General features: G+C 42.0%; 19 protein-coding genes. 18 read left to right on the top strand and 1 reads right to left on the bottom strand.

The window, feature by feature from the left end; translation table 11 throughout:
* Positions 1–143 precede the first annotated feature (143 nt).
* From AC4HAJ_RS06705 to AC4HAJ_RS06680, 6 genes are all read left to right on the top strand, one after another.
* Entirely contained in the window at positions 144–1814 is a 1671-nt protein-coding gene (locus tag AC4HAJ_RS06705) for a formate--tetrahydrofolate ligase (protein ID WP_491079395.1), read from the top strand.
* A gap of 276 nt (positions 1815–2090) precedes the next feature.
* Positions 2091–3410 (top strand): FAD-containing oxidoreductase, encoded by a 1320-nt coding sequence (locus tag AC4HAJ_RS06700; protein ID WP_491079394.1) that lies wholly within the window; start codon positions 2091–2093, stop codon positions 3408–3410.
* A 100-nt stretch (positions 3411–3510) separates the two neighbouring features.
* Positions 3511–5088 (top strand): cardiolipin synthase, encoded by a 1578-nt coding sequence (cls, locus tag AC4HAJ_RS06695; protein ID WP_491079438.1) that lies wholly within the window; start codon positions 3511–3513, stop codon positions 5086–5088.
* A 389-nt stretch (positions 5089–5477) separates the two neighbouring features.
* The gene (locus AC4HAJ_RS06690) at positions 5478–6554 is read left to right on the top strand and encodes an aspartate-semialdehyde dehydrogenase (RefSeq protein WP_491079393.1); all 1077 of its coding nucleotides are present in this window, start codon (positions 5478–5480) and stop codon (positions 6552–6554) included.
* A gap of 251 nt (positions 6555–6805) precedes the next feature.
* On the top strand, positions 6806–7741 hold the full coding sequence (gene dapA / locus AC4HAJ_RS06685; RefSeq protein WP_491079392.1) for a 4-hydroxy-tetrahydrodipicolinate synthase: 936 nt from the start codon (positions 6806–6808) through the stop codon (positions 7739–7741).
* Positions 7742–7885: 144 nt separating this feature from the next.
* On the top strand, positions 7886–8224 hold the full coding sequence (locus tag AC4HAJ_RS06680; RefSeq protein ID WP_491079391.1) for an ATP cone domain-containing protein: 339 nt from the start codon (positions 7886–7888) through the stop codon (positions 8222–8224).
* An 87-nt stretch (positions 8225–8311) separates the two neighbouring features.
* Here the strand turns inward: AC4HAJ_RS06680 and AC4HAJ_RS06675 are convergent, their stop codons facing one another.
* Positions 8312–9616, bottom strand: coding sequence for an aminotransferase-like domain-containing protein (locus tag AC4HAJ_RS06675; protein WP_491079390.1), 1305 nt, complete (start codon positions 9614–9616; stop codon positions 8312–8314).
* A gap of 134 nt (positions 9617–9750) precedes the next feature.
* Between AC4HAJ_RS06675 and AC4HAJ_RS06670 the strand changes: the two genes are divergently transcribed.
* The 12 genes from AC4HAJ_RS06670 (at position 9751) to AC4HAJ_RS06615 (ending at position 21891) form a co-directional block, all read left to right on the top strand.
* A complete protein-coding gene (locus AC4HAJ_RS06670; protein WP_491079389.1) occupies positions 9751–10161 on the top strand; it encodes a peptide deformylase in 411 nt (136 codons plus the stop codon).
* Positions 10162–10337: 176 nt separating this feature from the next.
* Positions 10338–11189, top strand: coding sequence for a ribosome biogenesis GTPase YlqF (gene ylqF / locus AC4HAJ_RS06665; protein WP_491079388.1), 852 nt, complete (start codon positions 10338–10340; stop codon positions 11187–11189).
* Positions 11176–11937, top strand: coding sequence for a ribonuclease HII (gene rnhB / locus AC4HAJ_RS06660; RefSeq protein WP_491079387.1), 762 nt, complete (start codon positions 11176–11178; stop codon positions 11935–11937). Before ylqF ends, rnhB begins: the two co-directional genes overlap by 14 nt.
* 34 nt (positions 11938–11971) lie before the next feature.
* On the top strand, positions 11972–13477 hold the full coding sequence (locus AC4HAJ_RS06655) for an ROK family protein (RefSeq protein WP_491079386.1): 1506 nt from the start codon (positions 11972–11974) through the stop codon (positions 13475–13477).
* 463 nt (positions 13478–13940) lie between these two features.
* A complete protein-coding gene (locus AC4HAJ_RS06650) occupies positions 13941–14333 on the top strand; it encodes a hypothetical protein (protein ID WP_491079385.1) in 393 nt (130 codons plus the stop codon).
* Between the two features lie 188 nt (positions 14334–14521).
* The gene (gene dprA, locus AC4HAJ_RS06645; RefSeq protein ID WP_491079384.1) at positions 14522–15367 is read left to right on the top strand and encodes a DNA-processing protein DprA; all 846 of its coding nucleotides are present in this window, start codon (positions 14522–14524) and stop codon (positions 15365–15367) included.
* 178 nt (positions 15368–15545) lie between these two features.
* Complete coding sequence (gene topA / locus AC4HAJ_RS06640; protein WP_491079383.1) at positions 15546–17690, top strand: type I DNA topoisomerase; 2145 nt, start codon at positions 15546–15548, stop codon at positions 17688–17690.
* Positions 17691–17940: 250 nt separating this feature from the next.
* Positions 17941–19290 carry a hypothetical protein gene (locus AC4HAJ_RS06635; protein WP_491079382.1) on the top strand — a complete coding sequence of 450 codons (1350 nt, stop codon included), beginning with the start codon at positions 17941–17943 and terminating at the stop codon, positions 19288–19290.
* Positions 19291–19448: 158 nt separating this feature from the next.
* Entirely contained in the window at positions 19449–20075 is a 627-nt protein-coding gene (locus AC4HAJ_RS06630) for an SGNH/GDSL hydrolase family protein (RefSeq protein WP_491079381.1), read from the top strand.
* 74 nt (positions 20076–20149) lie between these two features.
* A complete protein-coding gene (locus AC4HAJ_RS06625; RefSeq protein ID WP_491079380.1) occupies positions 20150–20995 on the top strand; it encodes a patatin-like phospholipase family protein in 846 nt (281 codons plus the stop codon).
* Positions 20995–21504, top strand: a complete 510-nt coding sequence (locus AC4HAJ_RS06620; RefSeq protein WP_491079379.1) for a phosphatase PAP2 family protein — start codon at positions 20995–20997, stop codon at positions 21502–21504. The genes AC4HAJ_RS06625 and AC4HAJ_RS06620 overlap by 1 nt, the downstream gene beginning before the upstream one ends.
* 216 nt (positions 21505–21720) lie before the next feature.
* Positions 21721–21891, top strand: coding sequence for a hypothetical protein (locus tag AC4HAJ_RS06615; protein WP_491079378.1), 171 nt, complete (start codon positions 21721–21723; stop codon positions 21889–21891).
* The last annotated feature ends 248 nt before the right edge of the window (positions 21892–22139 follow it).

Below are 22139 nucleotides of genomic sequence, written 5' to 3'. Positions count from 1 at the left end.
TTTTTATGGATATAGAGGGTGATAAATAGGCTAAAGGAACCAATAATTTCCGAATGTTTGATATATATTTGCAAGAAATGGTACGCTTTTTTAGTGAAGTTTGTTATAATGAGGGAGCCTAAGTTTTAAAAAAGGAGTGTTCCATGAAATCTGATATCGAAATTGCTCAAAGCGTTGAATTAAAACCTATTACAGACATAGCTGAAACCATTGGTATTAGCTTGGATGATCTGGAGTTGTATGGAAAATACAAGGCAAAATTATCTTTTGATACTATTGAGAAAGTCCAAGAAAATACTCCAGGAAAATTAATATTGGTGACAGCCATTAATCCGACAGCTGCCGGAGAAGGTAAGTCAACAGTAACGATCGGATTGGCAGACGCTCTCAATCAAAGTGGAAAATCGACCATGATTGCCTTGCGTGAGCCATCGTTAGGTCCTGTTATGGGCATTAAAGGTGGTGCTGCCGGTGGTGGTTATGCTCAGGTATTGCCTATGGAAGACATCAATCTTCACTTCACGGGTGACATGCATGCGATTACGACGGCTAATAATGCTCTTTCAGCCTTTATAGATAATCATATGCATCAAGGTAATGAGCTAGGAATTGATCAGCGCCGTATCATCTGGAAGCGTGTGCTTGATCTCAACGATCGTGCGCTTCGCCAAGTCACGGTTGGTCTAGGCAGTCCGATCAATGGGATTCCTCGTGAGGATGGTTTTGATATTACAGTGGCTTCGGAAATCATGGCCATCTTGTGCTTAGCCACAGACATCAAGGACTTAAAAGAACGTTTGTCTGCCATTGTCATCGGCTATCGCTATGACCGTACACCTGTATACGTTAAAGATTTGAAGGTTGAAGGCGCCTTAGCTCTTATACTTAAGGATGCTATTAAGCCTAATTTAGTACAAACTATTTATGGAACCCCAGCCCTGGTTCATGGTGGGCCTTTTGCCAACATTGCTCATGGATGTAACTCAGTCTTAGCCACTAAAACGGCTTTGGGTTTGGCGGAGTATACCATCACTGAGGCCGGATTCGGAGCGGACTTAGGAGCTGAAAAATTCCTAGACATCAAGACACCCAATCTTCCCAAATCTCCTGACGCTGTTGTCATCGTTGCGACTATTCGTGCCCTCAAGATGCACGGCGGTGTGGACAAATTAGCTTTAGGAGAAGAAAATATTGAAGCACTTAAAGCAGGTTTTGCCAATTTAAAACGCCATGTTGCTAATATTCGTAAGTTCGGTTTGCCTGCAGTTGTAGCTATTAATGAATTTAGCACGGACACCCCAGCAGAAATCGCCACTCTTAAAGACCTTTGTGCCAGTATTGACCTACCAGTAGCCCTGACCAGTGTCTGGTCTAAAGGAGCAGAAGGCGGTCAAGAATTGGCTAAAGCTGTTGTTGAGACCGTGGAGAAGGGACAGGCAAATTACCACCGTCTTTATGACGATAAGGCTACCCTAGAAGATAAGATAAAGAAAATTGTCACTGAGATTTATGGTGGCCGTAGAGTTGTGTTTGAAAAGAAGGCTAAGACACAACTGAAACAATTTGCTGAGTTTGGCTGGGATAAATTGCCTGTTTGTATGGCCAAAACCCAGTACAGCTTCTCTGATGACCCTAATTTACTAGGAGCTCCTACAGACTTTGATATTTCCATTCGAGAATTTGTTCCCAAAACTGGTGCTGGTTTTATCGTTGCCCTAACGGGTGATGTGATGACGATGCCAGGACTTCCTAAACAGCCAGCCGCTCTCAATATGGATGTTGCAGAAGATGGAACAGCCATTGGCCTATTTTAGAGTTGTTGGCAGAAATTTCGGACACAGCAGCTATGGTATGAAAGCTAGTCCTCTCTATAAGGTTATTAGAATTAGTAATGACGAAAAAAGGAATACGCCCCAAGATAAGGGCGGCCAACCACTGCGCCTAGCAAATAAAATTGATCAAATAAATAAGGCTGAGAACTTCTGTCTCAGCCTTTTCTTTTCAACCTAGCAATCCCGTAGTGGAAATAAGACAATAGGTCATGCCCTTTGCTAAAATGAGAATATAAAGAAAGGAAACAATAATACAATATGAAAACATATGACATGATTGTAATCGGTTTTGGTAAAGCCGGAAAAACCTTAGCAGCAAAAACAGCTGCCCAAGGTAAGAGCGTCGCTATGATTGAAAAGGATGCCACCATGTATGGAGGGACTTGTATCAATATCGGTTGTATTCCGACCAAAGTTCTGATTACAGCAACGGAAAAAGGCTACGATTTCACAGATGCGATGGCTGAGAAGACAGCTGTAGTAGAGCGTCTTCGGGCCAAAAATTTTGGCATGCTTGATAATGCTGCGACGGCTGATGTTTATAATGCCAGTGCTCGCTTTGTGGGCGATAAGATCCTTGAGATTACAAGTGACCAAGAGACGGAGCAGCTAACCGCAGACGTGATTATTATTAATATCGGTGCCGTATCCAATGTTCTTCCTATCCCTGGCTTGACGGAATCAAAGCACGTTTATGATAGTACTGGCATTCAGAATCTACCTGAGCAACCTAAGCGTCTTGGTATTATCGGTGGTGGTAATATCGGTCTTGAGTTTGCCAACTTGTATGCTAAGTTGGGTACGGAAGTAACAGTTTTTGATCCGATCGAACGCATTTTTGCGCGTGAAGAAGAAGAAATTTCTGGCCTTGCGCAAACCTACATGGAAGAAGATGGTGTTACCTTCAAATTAGGGACTAACATCACCCGGGTCAGCAACCAAGGAGAAGAGGTTGTCATTACAACTGATAATGGTGATTTTAACTTTGATGCTGTCCTTTATGCCACTGGCCGTAAGCCCAATACACAAGGACTGGGGCTGGAAAATACTGCTATCAATTTAACAGACCGTGGTGCTATTGAGGTTGATGAATACTGCCAGACAGCAGTCCCTAACGTTTTTGCCGTAGGAGATGTCAATGGAGGCCCTCAATTCACCTATGTCTCTTTGGATGATTTCCGAATTGTCTTTAATTATCTAAATGGTAATAAAGACTACTCACACAAGAATCGTCATCATGTTCCTTATTCGACCTTTGTTAATCCGCCTTTGGCACGAGTTGGGATTGATGAAAAGACTGCCAAAGCGCAAGGGTTAAACTATAAGGCAAATAGCTTACCTGTAGCTGGAATGCCTCGTGCCCATGTCAATGGCGATCTACGTGGAATCTTCAAGGTGGTTGTCGATGCAGATAGTCAACAGATTTTAGGAGCAACTTTATTTGGAAAAGAAGCCCATGAGCTGATTAATCTCATCACTCTTGCCATGGATAATGGTATTCCCTACACTTATTTCCAAAAGCAAATTTTCACTCATCCTACCATGGCTGAGAATCTCAATGATGTCTTTAATTTTTGAATTTACTCGTAAAAAAGGGGTTGAGAAAATTTTTTCTCAACCGTTTTTAGAGTGAATTCTGTGGTATAATGAATAGCATCTATTTTAAGTGAAAGGGGAGATTATTATAGACGATACAAATAAGGTTAGACGCCTGTTAAGTAAGGGAAGAAGAAGTCTGTTACGTGGTATTTTTAGCCGAACGACAGTCATTGTCCTGCTTTTGCTCTTGCAGATTTTCGTGATCGTATCTAGCTATATGTGGTTGGACAACTACCGTCTGCACATTCAAGTTCTGGATGGTATAATTGCTAGTATTTCCGTACTCTATTTATTTAATAGCCGAATGGACTCTACTGCAAAATTAACCTGGATGCTTGTTGTTATACCGTTTCCAATTTTAGGGGGCCTCTTTCTCTTGTACACCAAGATTGATTGGGGTTATAATGGCATGAAGCGCCAGCTGCAAAGTAATATCAATCAGACAACCCACTATCTGCAGCAAGATGATGCTGTCTTGAATGAGTTAAAGGCATCTCACAGCACCTTTTATAATCTAGCTAACTACCTTAACTTTGACGATAATCATTTTCCCGTTTATCGCCATAGTCAGGTGACTTATTTCCCTTCGGGTGAGGAGAAGTTTGCTGAACTCAAGAAACAGCTCAGACAGGCTAAGAAATATATTTTCATGGAATACTTCATCATAGATGAAGGTATTATGTGGGGGGAAATTTTAAGTATTTTAGAAGAGAAAGTGCAAGAAGGTGTTGAGGTTCGTGTCTTATATGATGGCATGATTGAGATGACCACACTCAGCTATGGCTACAGTAAGCGCCTAGAAAAGTTAGGAATCAAATCAAAAGCTTTTGCTCCCCTATCTCCGTTTTTGTCAACCTACTACAATTATCGTGATCACCGAAAGATTGTTGTCATTGATGGAGAAGTAGCTTTTACCGGTGGTATCAACTTGGCAGATGAGTACATTAATGCTATCGAGCGTTTCGGTCACTGGAAAGACACTGCAATCATGATTCAGGGACAGGCCGTAGATACCTTCACCATTCTCTTCTTACAAATGTGGGGACCTATCACAGAAAATTCGCAAGTACGCTCTTATCTGGGACAGCATCATCACCCTACTGTCAATGATGGCTATGTCGTTCCCTATGCGGATTCTCCGTTAGATGACGATAAGGTAGGAGAAAATGTCTACATTGATATTTTGAATCATGCTAGAGATTATGTACACATCATGACCCCTTACTTAATTCTAGACAGTGAGATGGAACATGCCCTCAAGTTTGCGGCAGAACGTGGGGTTGATGTTAAGATTATTATGCCAGGTATTCCAGATAAGCCGATCGCTTACTACCTTGCCAAAACTTATTACAAAACGTTAATCGAGTCTGGTGTCAAGATCTATGAATACACTCCAGGCTTTGTGCACGCAAAAGTCTTCGTTTCCGATGACCAGCGAGCAACGGTTGGCACGATCAATTTAGACTATCGCAGTCTCTATCATCATTTTGAATGTGCAGCCTACCTCTACCAATCTTCAGAAATTAGAAAAATTGAAAGAGATTTCCAAAAGACACTGGAAGACTCTAAAGAAGTCACTGAGGAAATACTCAAAGAGCTGCCATTTGCAGAAAAAGCCATTGGGGCAGTGGTTAAGACTGTCGCTCCCTTGTTATAAATCTCAAGCTATGCTATAATACTGACATGCGATGAGTCGATTTGGTCGTAAGACCATATTGCGCTAGGGAGGTCATAAACGCAGGAGCGGACCTTGATAGTTTGTGTGAACCATTCTATCTCATTCTCAAGAATGCCCTTGAGCCTCTACCTAGTAGGTAGGGGCTTTTTACATGGCATGAAACGTAAAAAAAGCGTGGGATAACCCAGCTCGACCGGTTAGATTTTCTCATCAATGATTGGACTAAACTTTATTTTTTGAAAGAGCTAGGTTGACTATGATGATTTTCACCCTAAATCCCTTTTCTTTCCCTTGCAAAAAGTGTATAATAAGGGCACTATAAGTTTTTAGAATATTATGAAGGTTGTTCTCAAAGAAAGGGCTAAATTATGGGATATACAGTAGCAGTTGTTGGTGCCACTGGTGCCGTTGGGACACGAATGATTCAACAGTTGGAGCAATCAACGCTTCCTATTGACCGCGTTCGTTTATTATCTTCCAGTCGTTCTGCTGGGAAAGTACTCCAGTATAAGGGACAAGAGGTCACAGTAGAAGAAACAACAGAAAAGTCATTTGAAGGAGTCGATATTGCTCTTTTCTCTGCCGGAGGATCTGTTTCTGCTAAATACGCTCCTTATGCGGTTAAGGCTGGTGCTGTTGTGGTCGATAATACATCCTATTTCCGCCAAAATCCCGATGTCCCCTTGGTTGTTCCTGAGGTCAATGCTCATGCACTTGAGGGGCATAATGGTATCGTAGCTTGTCCTAACTGTTCAACCATCCAAATGATGGTGGCTCTTGAGCCAGTTCGTCAGAAGTGGGGATTGAGTCGTATCATCGTCTCAACCTATCAGGCTGTGTCGGGAGCAGGTCAGTCTGCCATCAATGAAACGCAACGTGAGTTGAAAGAAGTTTTAAATGATGGAAAGAGTGCTAGAGAGGTTGAAGCACATCTCCTTCCGACTGGTGGGGATAAAAAGCATTATCCTATCGCCTTTAATGCTCTCCCTCAAATTGATGTTTTTACCGACAATGACTATACTTACGAAGAAATGAAGATGACCAATGAGACCAAGAAAATCATGGAAGATGATGCTATTGCAGTCTCTGCAACCTGCGTGCGTATTCCGGTCTTGATGGCTCATTCAGAATCTATCTATATTGAAACAAAAGAAGAAGCGCCAATCGAAGAGGTTAAAGCTGCCATTGCGGCTTTCCCTGGTGCTGTTTTGGAAGATGATGTGGCTAACCAAGTCTATCCACAGGCAGTTAATGCTGTAGGCTCACGTGAGACCTTCGTCGGTCGTATTCGTAAAGATTTAGATACTCCCAAAGGTATTCATATGTGGGTGGTTTCAGATAACCTTCTCAAGGGTGCAGCCTGGAATTCTGTCCAAATCGCAGAAACGCTGCACGAAAAAAGTTTGGTTCGTCCAACATCTCAACTTAAATTTGAATTGAAATAAAAGAGAATGCCAGTCCAGAATTAGGACTGGTTTACCTATATGGCTTAAGGAGAAGCAGCCTTATGAATCGACAGCTCTATTATGCTAAGCTATTAGTATTCTTTCTAACTACCTATGCATTGGTACTGCTAATCATTATGAACGGTTGGATGCATAGTCATTTTACTTTCAAAGATGTTGCTCTATTGACAGTGACGTCAGGAGCTATATGCATTGCTATAGACAAGAAAAATAGAAAGGACTAGTCCCCTATGTCTTATCAAGACTTAAAAGATATTTCCTTAATAACAGCCTTTATCACTCCTTTTCATAAGGATGGCTCGATTAATTTTGAGGCTATTCCATCTCTGATTGAGCACTTACTGGATCATCATACAGAGGCTCTTTTGCTGGCAGGAACTACTGCAGAAAGCCCTACACTGACCCATGATGAAGAGCTACAGATTTTTAAAACAGTACAAGAGGTCGTAGCTGGTCGTGTCCCTTTGATCGCAGGTGTGGGAACAAATGACACCCGTGATTCGATTGAATTTGCAAAAGAAGTTGCGGAGTTTGGTGGCTTTGCTGCAGGTCTGGCAATTGTCCCTTACTACAATAAACCGTCTCAAGAGGGCATGTACCAACATTTTAAAGCTATCGCAGATGCTTCTGATCTTCCTATTATTATCTATAATATCCCAGGCCGTGTCGTTGTTGAAATGACTCCGGAGACCTTGTTGCGTTTGGCAGAGCATCCTAATATTATCGGTGTTAAAGAGTGCACCAGCCTGGCCAATATGGCCTACCTTATCGAGAATAAGCCGCAAGAATTTTTAGTCTATACAGGTGAGGATGCGGATGCTTTCCATGCCATGAACCTTGGTGCTGATGGTGTTATTTCAGTTGCTTCCCATACAAATGGTGATGAGATGTTTGAGATGATTCAGGCTATTGCCAACAATGATATCAAGTCAGCAGCTGCTATCCAACGTCGCTTTGTTCCCAAAGTCCATGCCCTCTTTTCATATCCAAGTCCAGCCCCTGTCAAGGCCGTTCTCAACTATATGGGCTTTGCAGCTGGACCAACACGCTTACCTCTCGTCGCTTGCCCGGATGCAGATGCTAAGCGCATCATTAAGGTTGTCATAGATGGTGACTACCAAGCGACCAAGGAAACAGTTACAGGTGTCGTCAGACCTGACTACTAGTCAGGCGATTCCCAGGATTTTTTACAAAAAGTCCCTAATAAGCGGCTATCTAAATAGAAAATAGTGAGAGCACTTGAGGAAAAACTTGACAAATATAGCTATCCTGTCATAATGGTTTTTAAATAATAACGAAAGAGGCCAAGTATGCAAATTACCAAACGCAATGGACAAGTGGTTGAATTTGATCCAGAAAAAATCTATCAGGCTATTTTAAAGGCGGCTCAAGCTGTTTATGTTCTGGATGATAACCTGCGTCAAGAATTAGCAGAAGTGACCAAAAAAGTTGTCATCGATCTTGAAGAGGCCCATGCCGATCGTCCAACCATTAGCATGGTTCAGTCGCAAGTCGAAAATCGTCTCATGGATGCGGGCTACATTAGTATTGCCGAGCACTATATTGCTTACCGCTTGCAGCGTGACTTAGAGCGTAATGGTTATGGAGAAAAAATCGCAGTTCACCTACGATTTGAAAAATTAAAATAACAAAAAGAGAATCCCAGGATTCTCTTTTTATTATCTGATTTCTGCAATAGTTAAAAGTAAGATGGGATAGCTGAACCAGATTCAATCCTAGTCTCTCTGCATCTTTTTACCCAACTCTTTATCTAGTTTGATTAGGGTTGCAACCACTGATGCCAGTTTATGATCATTTTCAAGGTAGATAATGGGGAAGCTTTGAGCATGGAGAAAGGATTTTTTTGATAAGAGTGGAATATCTCTGTCTTGCAGTTGACCAATAGTTAGCTCTTTTGGAGGATAGAGACTGATGAATTTTGGGCCGACCTGATAGTCCCAATGTTCACCCAGTTGCGACAGCAAGGCTAGTGCCTGATCTTGACGATTGGCAAAGCTATTTTTAAGTCTATCCAGATGACGCTGAAACATGCCATTTTCCAGATAGAGGGATAAGGCTTTTTGCATAATCAAACTAGTATCGTAGTCCATCAGATGCTTATAGGCTAAAAAATCATCTAAAATTTGTGAAGGAAGGACAGACATTCCAAGTCGCAATGCTGGAAATACAGTTGTACTAAAGGACTTGAGATAGATGACCCTATTATGCGTATCATAGTAGTGTAAGGGAAGGTTGTCAGATCGTGTAAAGTCTCCCATGTAGTCATCCTCTACAATATAGACCTGATAGCGGTGGGCGAGCCTGACCAAGGTTTCTTTTTCTTGTCTACTGTAGGAGAGCCCAAGCGGATTAGATAGTCTTGGAATCGTATAGAAAAACTTGATGGGCTGGCTAGCAAAGAGCTGCTCTAATTGGGTAAAATCAAGCCCCTCTCTACCACGATCAATCGTCAGATAAGGTAGCCCTTGTTGTTTAATTAAATGATTGAAGCGGTGATAAGTTGGTTGTTCGATCAAGATGCGATCTTTCTGATTGGGAAAGGTCATTTGTGACAGAATATAGAGGGCCTGCTGGGTACCTGAGGTAACGACCAGATTGTCAGGACTAGTATAGATAGCCCGATCTAGCAAGTGTTTTTGAAGGGCTTGGCGCAATTCTGGTAAGCCATGTCCCTGCTGGCTGGCATTAAAGAGGTAATTTTCTCTCCCCACTAACGTTTCTGATAAACAGCTGGTAAAGTCTTGGTAGGCCAGTTGGTGATAGTCTTGGATGCTAATATCTAGATCATCGTCAGTTTCCTGTTCTTCCTGCCCTTCCAAGACATAATATCCACTCTTAGGAACGGCATAGATAAGGTGTTGGTAGCGAAGCTCTATCAGAGCCTTTTCAACTGTGTCTTTATTGCAGTTAAAGCTTTGACTAAGCTGACGAATAGATGGCAATTTATCACCCTTTTTGAGGTGGCCACTAGTAATAGCAGTGCGAAGATAGCTGATGATTTGTTGGTGCTTGGTTGCCATAATCCTCCCCTTGCTTTCAGATGATAGTTGTCTCTATTGTACACTGCCCACCCAATAAAGACAATAAAATCTTAGGATAAGCGCTAGCGCAAATATGGTAAAATAGGAGAAAAATGTGTAGCAAAGGAATAGTGATGGAAAAAGCAATTATCCGAGATGAGTTTTTCTTGTCTCAACCTTCTAAATCTGCCACCCCAGCAGATCTTCCTCTAGCTAAGGATTTACAGGATACACTAGCTGCCCACCGAAAAGATTGTCTTGGGCTAGCAGCCAATATGATCGGTAGCAATAGGCGCGTGATTATCATCAATATGGGCCCATTTGATCTCGTTATGTTCAATCCTATCCTGATCACAAGAGCAGACCCCTATGAAACCAAGGAATCCTGCTTATCTTTATCTGGTGAGCGGTCAACCCAGCGTTATCGCAGTATTAACGTTTCCTACATGGACCAAAACTGGCAGACCAAAACTATTGTTCTAAAAGATCTCCCTGCCCAGATCTGTCAGCATGAGATGGATCACCTAGATGGTATTCTCATTTAAAAGCCCCTATTAGATAAGCTAAATGATCTATCTTAATACGTCCAACTAAACTGGATAGGATTATGGGATTAGAGAGCATAAAACTTAGAGATTTCATGCTATAATAGTTAAGATTAGCTAATATGATGAAAATAAGAGTCAGGCTACTGAAACCTGATTAGTACGAAAGGAGTAACATGGCTACTATTCAATGGTTCCCAGGACATATGTCCAAAGCACGTCGTCAGGTGCAGGAGAATATAAAACACGTTGATTTTGTAACGATCCTTGTGGATGCCCGTCTGCCACTATCGAGTCAAAATCCCATGTTAACAAAAATTGTCGGGGATAAGCCCAAGCTCCTTGTCCTAAATAAGGCGGACCTAGCTGATCCAGTCATCATCAAGGATTGGCAAGATTTTTATGAAAATCAGGGCATTAAGACGCTTTTGGTCAATGCCAAAGAGTCTGCCACTGTCAAAAAAATCACGGCTGCTGCCAAAGAACTGATGGCAGACAAGTTGGAGCGTCTGCGCCAGAGAGGCATCAAAAAGGAAACGCTAAGGACGATGATTATCGGTATTCCAAATGCAGGTAAGTCTACTCTGATGAATCGCCTAGCAGGTAAAAAGATTGCAGTAGTGGGTAATCGTCCTGGTGTGACTAAGGGGCAGCAGTGGCTCAAATCTAATAAAGATTTGGAAATCTTGGATACTCCTGGTATTCTATGGCCAAAATTTGAAGATCAGACGGTTGGATTAAAGTTAGCTCTGACAGGAGCTATCAAGGATAATCTTTTGCCTATGGATGATGTGACTATTTTTGGTTTGGATTATTTTAAAGCGCATTACCCAGAGCGCCTGCAAGAGCGCTTCAAAGGCATCGATCTTAGCTTACCTTCACCTGAAATCATCATGCTGCTAACAGAAAAACTAGGCTTTAGAGATGATTACGATCGCTTCTATAGCCTCTTTGTCAAAGAGGTCAGAGATGGTAAGCTAGGGCGCTATACACTGGATAGGGTGAGTGATCTAGATGGCGACCATTAAGGAAATAACAGAGCGTCTGGCAGGGATTACACAGCTAAATGATCCCTTATTTGAAGAGTTGTCTAAAGATAAGCGCACAGGTGTCCAAAAAGCTATCCAAAAAAAGATCAAGGAGCTCAAAGTCAATCAGCTAGAGGATGAGCGTCTAGAGAAGATGTTGGCTTATGAGCGAGGACTTTATGATCAAGGGATAGAGCTGATCGCTGGAATCGATGAAGTAGGACGTGGTCCCCTAGCTGGTCCGGTCGTAGCAGCAGCCGTCATTTTACCTAAAGGCTGTAAAATCAAGGGATTGAATGATAGTAAGAAAATTCCTAAAAAAGATCATGAAACTCTCTATCAAGCCGTTAAAGATCAAGCCCTGTCAGTCGGTATTGGTATCATGTCTAATCAGGTGATTGATGAGGTTAATATTTATCAAGCGACGAAACTAGCTATGATAGAGGCCGTGAAGCAATTGGACCAAGCCCCCAAGCACCTCCTGATAGATGCCATGAACTTGGAACTAGATATAAAGCAGACAGCCATTATTAAGGGAGATGCCAATAGCTTATCTATTGCCGCAGCTTCGATTGTGGCAAAAGTAACCAGAGATAGAATGATGAGGGAGCTCGACGAGTGTTATCCAGGCTATGGCTTTTCGTCCAATGCTGGCTATGGCACCAAGGATCATCTGCGTGGTTTAAAGGAAAAAGGGATCACGCCTATCCATCGCAAGACCTTTGAGCCTATTAAATCAATGTTATGACTTGAGGAGATAAGAGCTATTATGGGAAATAGAAATGAATAAAGGAATAGAGAAAAGGATAACGACCGAGCGTGAAAAGATGTTAGCTGGACGCCTCTATAATGCGTCAGATCCAGAGCTGGTCGATCTTCGAGAAAGGGCGCGTATTATGACGCGCATGATCAATACAGAGGAACACCCAGATCAGGCAGATGTACTGATCAAGACCTTTCTTGGTCAGACGGGGCAATCAGTTAGCCTTGGTCCAGGTTTTGAGTGTGACTATGGTAGTCATATCTATCTGGGAGAAAACTTCCAAGCAGGGGCCAATACAACCTTTGTTGATGTCTGTGAAATTCATATCGGCAACAATGCTGAGATTGGTGATAATTGCCAGATTTTGACCTCTCTTCATGCCGCCAGTGATGCAGAAAAAGTGTCTGGGAAGGAATTTGGAAGGCCTGTAGTCATTGGCGATAATCTACAATTAGGGAGTGGAGCCATGATTTTACCGGGCGTTACACTAGGCCACAATGTCAGAGTAGAGCCCAGCACCGTTATCACTAGAAGTTTTGGAAGTAACGTCCTAGTTGGCGGTAATCCCGCACGGGTACTTAGAGATTATTCCTATCCTTACTTTTTAACCATCGCTGTCCGAGGAACTGACATCAGGCATGCCCTCTTAGATGCCAGTCTAGATTTCTACGATCAAACGACAGTGCCAACTCCGGACAATCTCGAAGAGTTTTTAGAAACCTTGAGAGTGATTATAGCGCCTTACCGTCATCATATCCAAGGGATCGCTGTCTCCTTTCCTGGGGAAGTCAGCAAGGGAGGACGTATATTCCACAGTCATGTCCTTCCCTACCTCAAGGATTATCCCTTGGCCCAGCATCTATCAGAAGCCTTTGATCTACCAGTATCAGTGATCAACCAGACGAATGCCGTGACACTAGCAGAGACGGCAAATGGCCCCTTAAAAGAGGTTGATAGTGGGGCTGTCCTAATGTTAGAGACAAGGGCAACACTAAGTTTGATGGTCGATAAGCATCTTGTCAGTTTTCCTTTGAGCCAACATCAGTCTAGCTATGCCAGCAAGGCTAAAAAAGATTCTCAATCCAATCGACTCGGTGCCCTCAAAGACGCCCTTGATCTCAATAAAGAGACCTTAGAAAAGCTGCTGGAGCAGACAGGTCCAGCTGATCATTTTATCCAGCAGGCTGGTGAGTTGTTACAGCTAGATCAGCCAGATATACAGTCTGTTTTTGATCGTTTGAAGGATGGATCTTCTCGAGAGCTCCTAGCCTTATTTGAAGACTATTGTCGCAGAATTGCCCACCTTGTGCTGACGCTTCAGATCCATACGCAGATTGATCTGGTGGTTATAGGAGGGGCGATCAGCAGCCAGCCTCTCTTGCTTGACACGGTCAAAAAAGAGTACCAAAAACTGTTTGACAGTGTTCTTGGCTCCCAGCACTTTAAGGCCCTGACCATCAAGACTGCTCATTACCAAAGTGATGCCGATTTAATCGGAGCTCTTCTCAATTACCAAAAAGTATGATGAAAATGAGACGGCCGTCACCGATTTGATGGCTGATTTCTTATTATATAGACAAAAGAGTGCTAACTAATCTCAATGCTCTTTTACAGACACACAGTCAACTTATCCTGATTTTCATGAGATTGTAGTAGCAAGCACAGAAGTAAATAGTTCTAATTATAAGTCCAGTTGTTATGATGAGAAGATATTTGCGATACTTAGCAAAACAATAGTTGCTCTATTTGTCAGATTAGGGGAGTTTTAAGTTTGTTAGTGCAGTTATTGTCAATATATTGGCAACAACCTATTACTAAGAGGATAATCTCTCATACCAATAATTAAATAAGGAGTCAGCAGGATATTAACGAATCAGAAGGACAAATACCAGCAAGAATTACAGGACTTTGCCCACTATCGCTTGAAAAGGGTTTGGACAGCCATGGGAGTTTTTCCCATAGCGGCACTTTATATCATCTTTCTTATCATGATGAATACATCAAACATTGATGAGTCGAACATCAGAAAATTTAACTATATCTGCATTAGTTCCTTGCTAGCCTTTCAGATGATCTTTCTGGCTCCTCATCTTAAGAATCTGTCCCAAAAGACCAAAGCTCATCCGAACTGGCAGCAGGAATTACAAGCTAAAGTGTCTCTGACACTATCAGAGAAGTTAGTGAGTTTGTTACCAAGCTTTGGGGTCATGCTGATCGTGGTGGTAGCTTTTACCAGTTTTTATCACCCTAATAGCCGACCAGATACCACCGATGAGTACAAGGAGCCTCCTTATTCTGTTCCTTCAAGCTCCAGTGAGTCTGAGATAAGGGAGGAAATGGATAATTTCAACAGTTATAAGGAGTCAAAAGACAACAAATAACAAGAGCTGAAGAGCCTAATATAAAAAAGAAGACCTGAAAATAGCCAGTATCAGCGTAAAGGTTGGGATGAAATTCCCAGCCTTTTTTACAGTTGAAAATATAATTTTACATAAATTTATTTCTAAAAAATTATAAAACAAATACACTTTTTAAAATTTTTTACGGATAAATAGATAGAGGTGTATTTATGAATAATTTTGAACTCTTCAAGCTCAAGCAGGCTGGATTGAGTAATCTACAAGTCAATCATATTATCCATTACCAAAAGACCAGTCAACGCTCTCTATCCCTAAGAGACATGGCAGTCATCTCTGAGACTAGCAAGCCGGTTCTATTCATGGAGCGTTATAAAGCGTTAGATATCAAGGAGCTTAAGCAGACATTTAAGAAGTTCCCATCTTTTTCGATTCTGGACGAGATCTACCCAATGGCTTTGGCAGAAATGTACAACCCACCTGTCCTCCTGTTTTACCAAGGAGATTTGACACTTTTAGAGAGGATGAAGTTATCTATTGTAGGATCTCGTGATTGTTCTAAAGTTGGAGTAGCTTCTGTCCAAAAAATTATTTTAGGCCTAAAAAATAATCTGGTGATTGTCAGTGGTTTAGCCAGAGGGATTGACACAGCTGCCCACATGGCTAGTTTAAAAAATGGCGGTCAATCGATAGCAGTGGTCGGATCAGGCCTAGACCAATACTATCCCAAAGAAAATCGGGATCTGCAAGATTACATGGCCAAGCATCATTTGATTTTATCAGAGTACGAAGCCGGTCAACGGCCACTTAAGTTCCATTTTCCAGAGCGCAATCGTATCATTGCAGGACTCTCGCAGGGAACCTTAGTTGTGGAAGCTAAGCGCCGATCGGGTAGTCTGATCACCTGTGAGCGAGCCATGGAGGAAGGACGGGATGTCTATGCTGTACCCGGCAATATCATCGATGGCAAATCGGATGGCTGCCTTCATCTGATTCAAGAAGGTTGTAAATGTATCACTAGTGGTCAGGATATTTTAGAAGAGTATCAGCTATTATAATGAGCCTTTGCTTTTTGAACTTTATACCTTCTAAACCCTATGGCAATAGTGGATTTTACCAAATTTTAGGTGTAATTCATTATTGAGTTTTCCTATAGGAAAAACGTTTTTGATTGACAGTCCCTGAAAAGTGGGTTATCATGCTAGGAGTTTATCAAGATGAGAGGGAGGGATACTCATGGCAGTAGCAACTCAAGCTAAGACGGCAAAGAAAACCGTCAAAAAATCAGGGGCTAAAAAAACGACTAAACGATCCACACCCAAGAAAAACTTGGTCATCGTAGAGTCCCCTGCCAAGGCCAAGACGATTGAGAAGTATCTAGGACGCAATTATAAGGTTGTTGCCTCAGTAGGGCATATTCGAGACCTGAAAAAGTCCTCGATGTCTATTGATTTTGAAAATAATTATGAGCCACAGTATATCAATATTCGAGGCAAGGGTCCCTTGATTAATGATTTGAAAAAAGAGGCAAAAAAAGCCAAGCAAGTCTATCTGGCCAGTGACCCGGACCGTGAAGGAGAAGCTATTTCCTGGCATTTAGCTCATATTTTAGACTTAAATCCCCAGGAAAAAAACAGGGTTGTCTTCAATGAGATCACAAAAGATGCGGTCAAAAATGCTTTTGTTGAACCACGAACGATTGACATGGACCTAGTAGATGCTCAGCAGGCACGTCGTGTCTTGGATCGTATTGTGGGCTATTCGATATCACCCTTACTCTGGAAGAAGGTCAAAAAGGGTCTGTCAGCCGGGCGTGTGCAATCTGTTGCTCTTAAGCTGATTATTGATCGAGAAAATGAGATAAAAAACTTTAAACCAGAAGAATATTGGACTATTGATGGTGCTTTCAAAAAAGGAAATAAAAAGTTCCAAGCCAGTTTTTATGGTCTCGATGGTAAAAAGTTCAAGCTGAAAACTCAAGATGATGTCCAGCAGGTCCTAGCCCGTCTGACTAGTGATGATTTTAGTGTGGATAAGGTTGAAAAAAAGGAGCGCCGCCGCAATGCTCCTCTCCCTTATACAACCTCATCACTCCAGCAGGATGCGGCTAATAAGATTAATTTTAGAACCCGTAAGACCATGATGGTTGCTCAGCAGCTCTACGAAGGGATTAGTCTTGGTCGTGGCGGTCAGCAGGGGTTGATCACCTATATGCGGACGGACTCGACTCGCATCAGTCCAGTGGCGCAAAATGACGCCGCAAACTTTATTACCGATCGCTTTGGTCTTAAGTATTCTAAGCATGGTAATCGCGTGAAAAATGCTTCCGGTGCTCAGGATGCCCACGAAGCCATTCGCCCTTCCAGTGTGTTCAATACGCCCGAATCTATCGCCAAATACCTCAATAAAGACCAGCTTAAACTCTACACCCTTATTTGGAATCGGTTTGTAGCTAGTCAGATGACAGCAGCCGTTTTTGACACGATGAAGGTAACCTTGGGTCAAAATGGTGTTATTTTTAATGCTAATGGTAGTCAAGTCAAATTTGATGGTTATCTAGCTGTCTATAATGACTCTGATAAGAACAAAATGCTCCCAGAGATGGCAGAAGGCGATAAGGTCAAAAAGGTCACAACCACACCTGAGCAGCACTTTACTCAGCCGCCAGCCCGCTATTCTGAGGCTACACTTATCAAGACCTTGGAGGAAAATGGGGTTGGCCGTCCTTCTACCTATGCACCGACTCTTGAAACGATTCAAAAGCGTTACTACGTCCGTCTGGCAGCCAAACGTTTTGAGCCTACTGAGCTGGGAGAGATTGTCAACAACCTCATCATAGAGTTTTTCCCAGATATCGTTGATGTCGCCTTCACAGCCGAGATGGAAGACAAGCTCGACGGTGTGGGTGAAGGAAAGCAGAAGTGGCAAAAAGTTATTGACGAATTTTACAAACCGTTTGAAAAAGAGTTGGAAAAAGCAGAAGATGGTATCGAAAAGATTCAGATCAAGGATGAGCCAGCAGGTTTTGACTGTGATCTTTGTGGTCATCCGATGGTCATAAAATTAGGGCGATACGGTAAATTTTATGCCTGCAGCAACTTTCCAGACTGCCATAATACCAAGGCCATCACCAAAGAAATCGGTGTGACCTGCCCAACCTGTGGTAAAGGACAAGTGATCGAGCGCAAAACTAAACGGAATCGTATCTTCTATGGCTGTGATCGCTATCCTGAGTGTGATTTCACCTCTTGGGATCTCCCGGTAGGCCGTAACTGTCCCAAATGCCAACATTATTTAGTTGAAAAGAAAGTCCGTGGTGGCGGCAAGCAGGTCGTCTGCAGTAATGACGCTTGCGATTATCAGGAAGAGAAAGTCAAATAATTCGATAGGATATCAGTATAAGAGAGTTGGAGAGAAATCAATAATTTGAAGAATTTGATTTCTCTGCGCTCTTTTATTAATTACTAAAAAGTTTAAGAGACAGTATAGAATTTAGGTAACTTTTATTTAAATTTTATTGAGTATTTGTTACATAGATCTTTACATTTGATACTGATTTATGGTAAAATACATTAAGTATCATTTAAGGTACACTCAAGTATTCTACAAGTATTAAGTAAAGGAGTTCGATATGAACACTAGAGAAGAATGGGTAAAGCAGTTTGAAGCTCTTACTGGTCGTAAACCTACAGCTGCTGAGTTCGCTAAGGCAAAAGATACAAATTTTGACTTGACTCAAATTCCAGCTCTTGCAGGTTTACAAGAAAACCCAGTTGCAGATAATCAACCTGCTGCTCCGCAAGAATCAGCTGTGGATAATGCCCCTGCTCAAGATTTATCAGCATCAACGCCAGCAGCTAACGAGTCAGCTGCTGATATGCCCACTCAAGAGCCCTTATCTGGGCAGTCCGCTCCAGTACAAGGGCAAGCCCCTCAACAAGAGCCTGGATTTGCTCAGCCTCAAATGCCGCAAGCCCAGCCACAACAAGGTGGTTTCCAGCAGCCAGGCTTCCAACAGCCCGGTTTTGCTCAGCCTGGTATGATGCAACCAGGTATGACTGGTAATAGTGGCAAAGGCTTGAGCCTTATTGCTCCTATCATCTCCATTGTATTCTCTTTGATTTTTGCTGGCTTGTCCTTTACCAAGTTATCATTTATCTTTTTAGGACTTGCTGTTCTTGGTTTGATTGTAGCTGCAACCTTAATTATTTTGAATAAAAAAGATGCTAAGCTTCTGTCAATCATTGCAACTGCTGTTGCTGGGCTTGCTGTTATTATCAGTATCGGTGGCGTTGTGGTTAATTCTTCCAATTCTTCAGCTTCCAAGGCTAAGACAGAAGAAAGCTCTGCTAAAGAGTCTAAAAAGAAGACTACTGTCAAGGATGATAGTACAGACGTATCTGAATATACTGATGGTGACTATGACTTTGACTGGACTATGGACAAGGTTGAAGATCTTGAGATCGAAAAAGATTCGGTTGCTGACATTGTAGAGACCTATGGGAAAGCGACTGAAGCTCAAATTTCTGGAGATAGTCTAAGTTTGACTTATGAAAAGAGTGATGATGACTATGATACTAGGGTTCGTCTATCATTCTCCAAACAGTATGATGGTACTTGGATCTTGGATTATTATTCTGCTGGATTTGAAGCAGATGATATCGATACTCAAGGAGAAAGCTATAAATCTGATTGGACCAAAGCAGATTATGATGCTTTGAAAGAAGGAGATTACGATACTGGTGATGGTGGTACAAAATGGAGCACCATCAAAGATAAGCATGATAAGCCAAGTAAAGCTCACTATACCATTGATCGATACAGCGGTGATTCAGAGGCGAAAAAAGGTCTCAAAGTTAGCTATGATGACTTCTCTGCTACAGGTGATAAAGCTCAAAGTGTAGATCTGGAATTTATTCAAACAGGTGATGATTATCAACTTAGCAGTAAATATGGTTATGGCGCTGATATTGATGACTAAACTTATTTGAAAAAGAAGACATATGTCTTCTTTTTTTGCTATAGATAGATGAAAGAAATAGAGACAGACTGGTAGTAACGTTTGAGATTCCTGTAGAATTAGCACATAACAATGAGCCAATAGTGGTAAATTAATAACAATTCTGCTAGACTAATCGTATGACTATGGAATCTGCACATGATCCTGCCTTAGCACAGCATCGCAAAGAGCGCTGCCAGATATTTGCGACTGAGTCTGCTAAGACAGGTGTTATATTATTTTTAGGGAGCTCGCTGGTAGAGTTCTTTTCTTTGAAGAAGTTTTTAGGACACGACTTACCTCTGGTTAATCATGGGATTGCTGGCCTAACGGCTCATTGGATGGCAGGGCATATCCCTGATCTTCTGGGACAGGTTCAGGCAGAGAAGATTTTTTTGCTGATTGGCACTAATGATTTGGGAATGGGCTACAGTGCAGCAGATACGGCTATCAGCATTGAGGAGATCCTAGCTGGCTTGAGAGAGTTGGCGCCGTGGAGTCGTATCTATCTCATATCTGTTTTACCTGTCAACGAATCTGAGGCTTATAAAGAACGTGTCAAGATCAGGAAAAATGACATGATCCAGTCTTTGAATAAACAGCTTGCCAATTTACCTGGTGTTGAGTTTATCGATATTTTTGATTCCTTACTGGATCCCTCAGGACAGTTAGCGGAGTTTTGGACGACAGACGGACTCCATCTAAGCCAAGCAGGCTATGCTAGGTTAGCTGAGGGACTGTCAGCCTATCTTGATGAACCTCGCTAATCCTAAGACATCAGTCGTATGGATGCAATAAAACCTTGGGCAGGCAGGAGTTGAAATGGTTTGAAGGAGAGACAATGAAAGTTGGATTAGTATTAGAAGGCGGCGGTATGAGAGGTCTCTATACTGCAGGTGTCTTAGATGCATTTTTAGAGACTGGAATTGAAGTCGATGGGATTGTTGCTGTTTCAGCGGGAGCTTTGTTTGGTGTCAATCTACCATCTAAGCAAAGAGGACGCGGACTGCGCTACAATAAAAAATATATCGGCCACAAAAACTATATGAGTTTGTGGTCTTGGCTTCGCACCGGAAATTTTGTTAATAAAGAGTTTGCCTATTACCAAGTTCCTTTAGCTTTAGATGTTTTTGATCAGAAGACCTTTGAAGAATCAGGAACGGATTTTTATGCTGTGGCAACAGAGGTTGAGACAGGAAAGCCAGCCTATTTAAAGGTGAGAGATGTCTTTAAAGACATGGAGATTTTGCGGGCCAGTTCAGCTTTGCCCCTAGCTTCTAAGATGGTTGAATGGCAGGGCAAGCACTATCTCGATGGTGGCTTGTCAGACTCGATTCCAGTAGATTTTGCACGGCAACAAGGCTATGATAAGCTCATCGTCGTTCAAACACGACCGCTGGCCTATCGCAAAAAACCGTCGAATGGATTCCTTTATAAATTGGCCTATCGCAAGTATCCTAAGTTTATCAAGGTAGCCAGTCAGCGATGGAAAACCTATAACCAGACGATAGAGGAAATTTTACACCTAGAGGAAGAAGGGGAGCTCTTTAGTATTCGGCCAGGATCAGATCTAAAGATTGGACGCTTAGAGACAGATCCTAACAAACTAGATGAGATCTATCAGCAGGGACTAGAAGATGGTCGGAAATATATGCCTCAGCTGATCACTTACCTCAAGGAGTCGTGATGAAGGATTATGCACAGTTCTACAAATGGCTAAGTGCCCCCTTTCGTCATTATCCAAGTGCTTTGATCCTTCTTAAAGGGTTCAATCAAGTCTTAACAGTCTATATGTACCTGCTTTACCCTTTTATTCTCGGTCACCTATTAGTAAACAGACAATGGCAGGATTTGTTCTTAAATCTGTCTCTACCAGCTCTTAGCTTCCTTGCTGTCAGTTTTTTTAGGCACTATTATAATCGTCCAAGACCCTATGAGAGTTGGGAAATAGAGCCTCTTTTACAAAAAGAAACAAAGGGGCACAGTCTGCCTAGCCGTCATATTTTTTCTGCCTGCTTGATCAGCTGTCTTAGTCTCCAACTGAGTCCAGGACTGGCTGCATTAAATCTTTTCCTATCCGCCATTCTTGGTCTCATTAGAGTAATTGGTGGCGTTCATTATCCCCGTGATATCTTTTGGGGCTACGGCTTAGGGATCGCTGTAGGACTCTCTCAGGTCTGCTTACTGATCTTATAGGACTGCACTGCTAGGTGCGGTCTTTTTTTCTGTCGCTAAAATGGCTGATTAACATAAAATCAAGCATTAAAAACAGCACTTCATGATAAAAAATTAACAATTCATGATATTAGTCTTTGAAATAATCATCAAATGAGTATAATAATAATTGTTGTTAACTCCTAACAGCGATACAAAAAGGGAAGAATAAAATTTTATCAAGTAGAGGTTCACGTGATGTTAATAAAACGTAATTTAGTAACGATACTTTTTGCTCTATTTTTCTTCTTAGCCTTTAAGCTGATTGCTAATCAGTGTCAGATCTGGAGTTATTTTTACAACGGCTTAGCTTATGGTATTCCAGCCACAATCATTGTGCACAGCTTGCTCAACATTGAAGAGCAGTGATATAGCTACAGTTGGTCGTATTTTAAGGGATTATGAAAAGAAAGTTTATTGAGACCGATTTAATATCATAAAGCTATTTAGAGGTGGCTAGTCCTGGATTGGAGAGGGACTAGCCATTTTTTGTTATGTGACTTTCAGTCCGTCTCGCTTCGTAGATTCGAGACAAATAAACCACCCGCTATGCGGGTGCGCAACAGAGGTTATACCAAAAAAACTCCAAACGCGCTACAATAAAGGTGTTCAAGCCT

Source organism: Streptococcus sp. ALY_211, from assembly GCF_058314555.1.
This window is presented reverse-complemented; position numbering and strand designations above follow the sequence as displayed.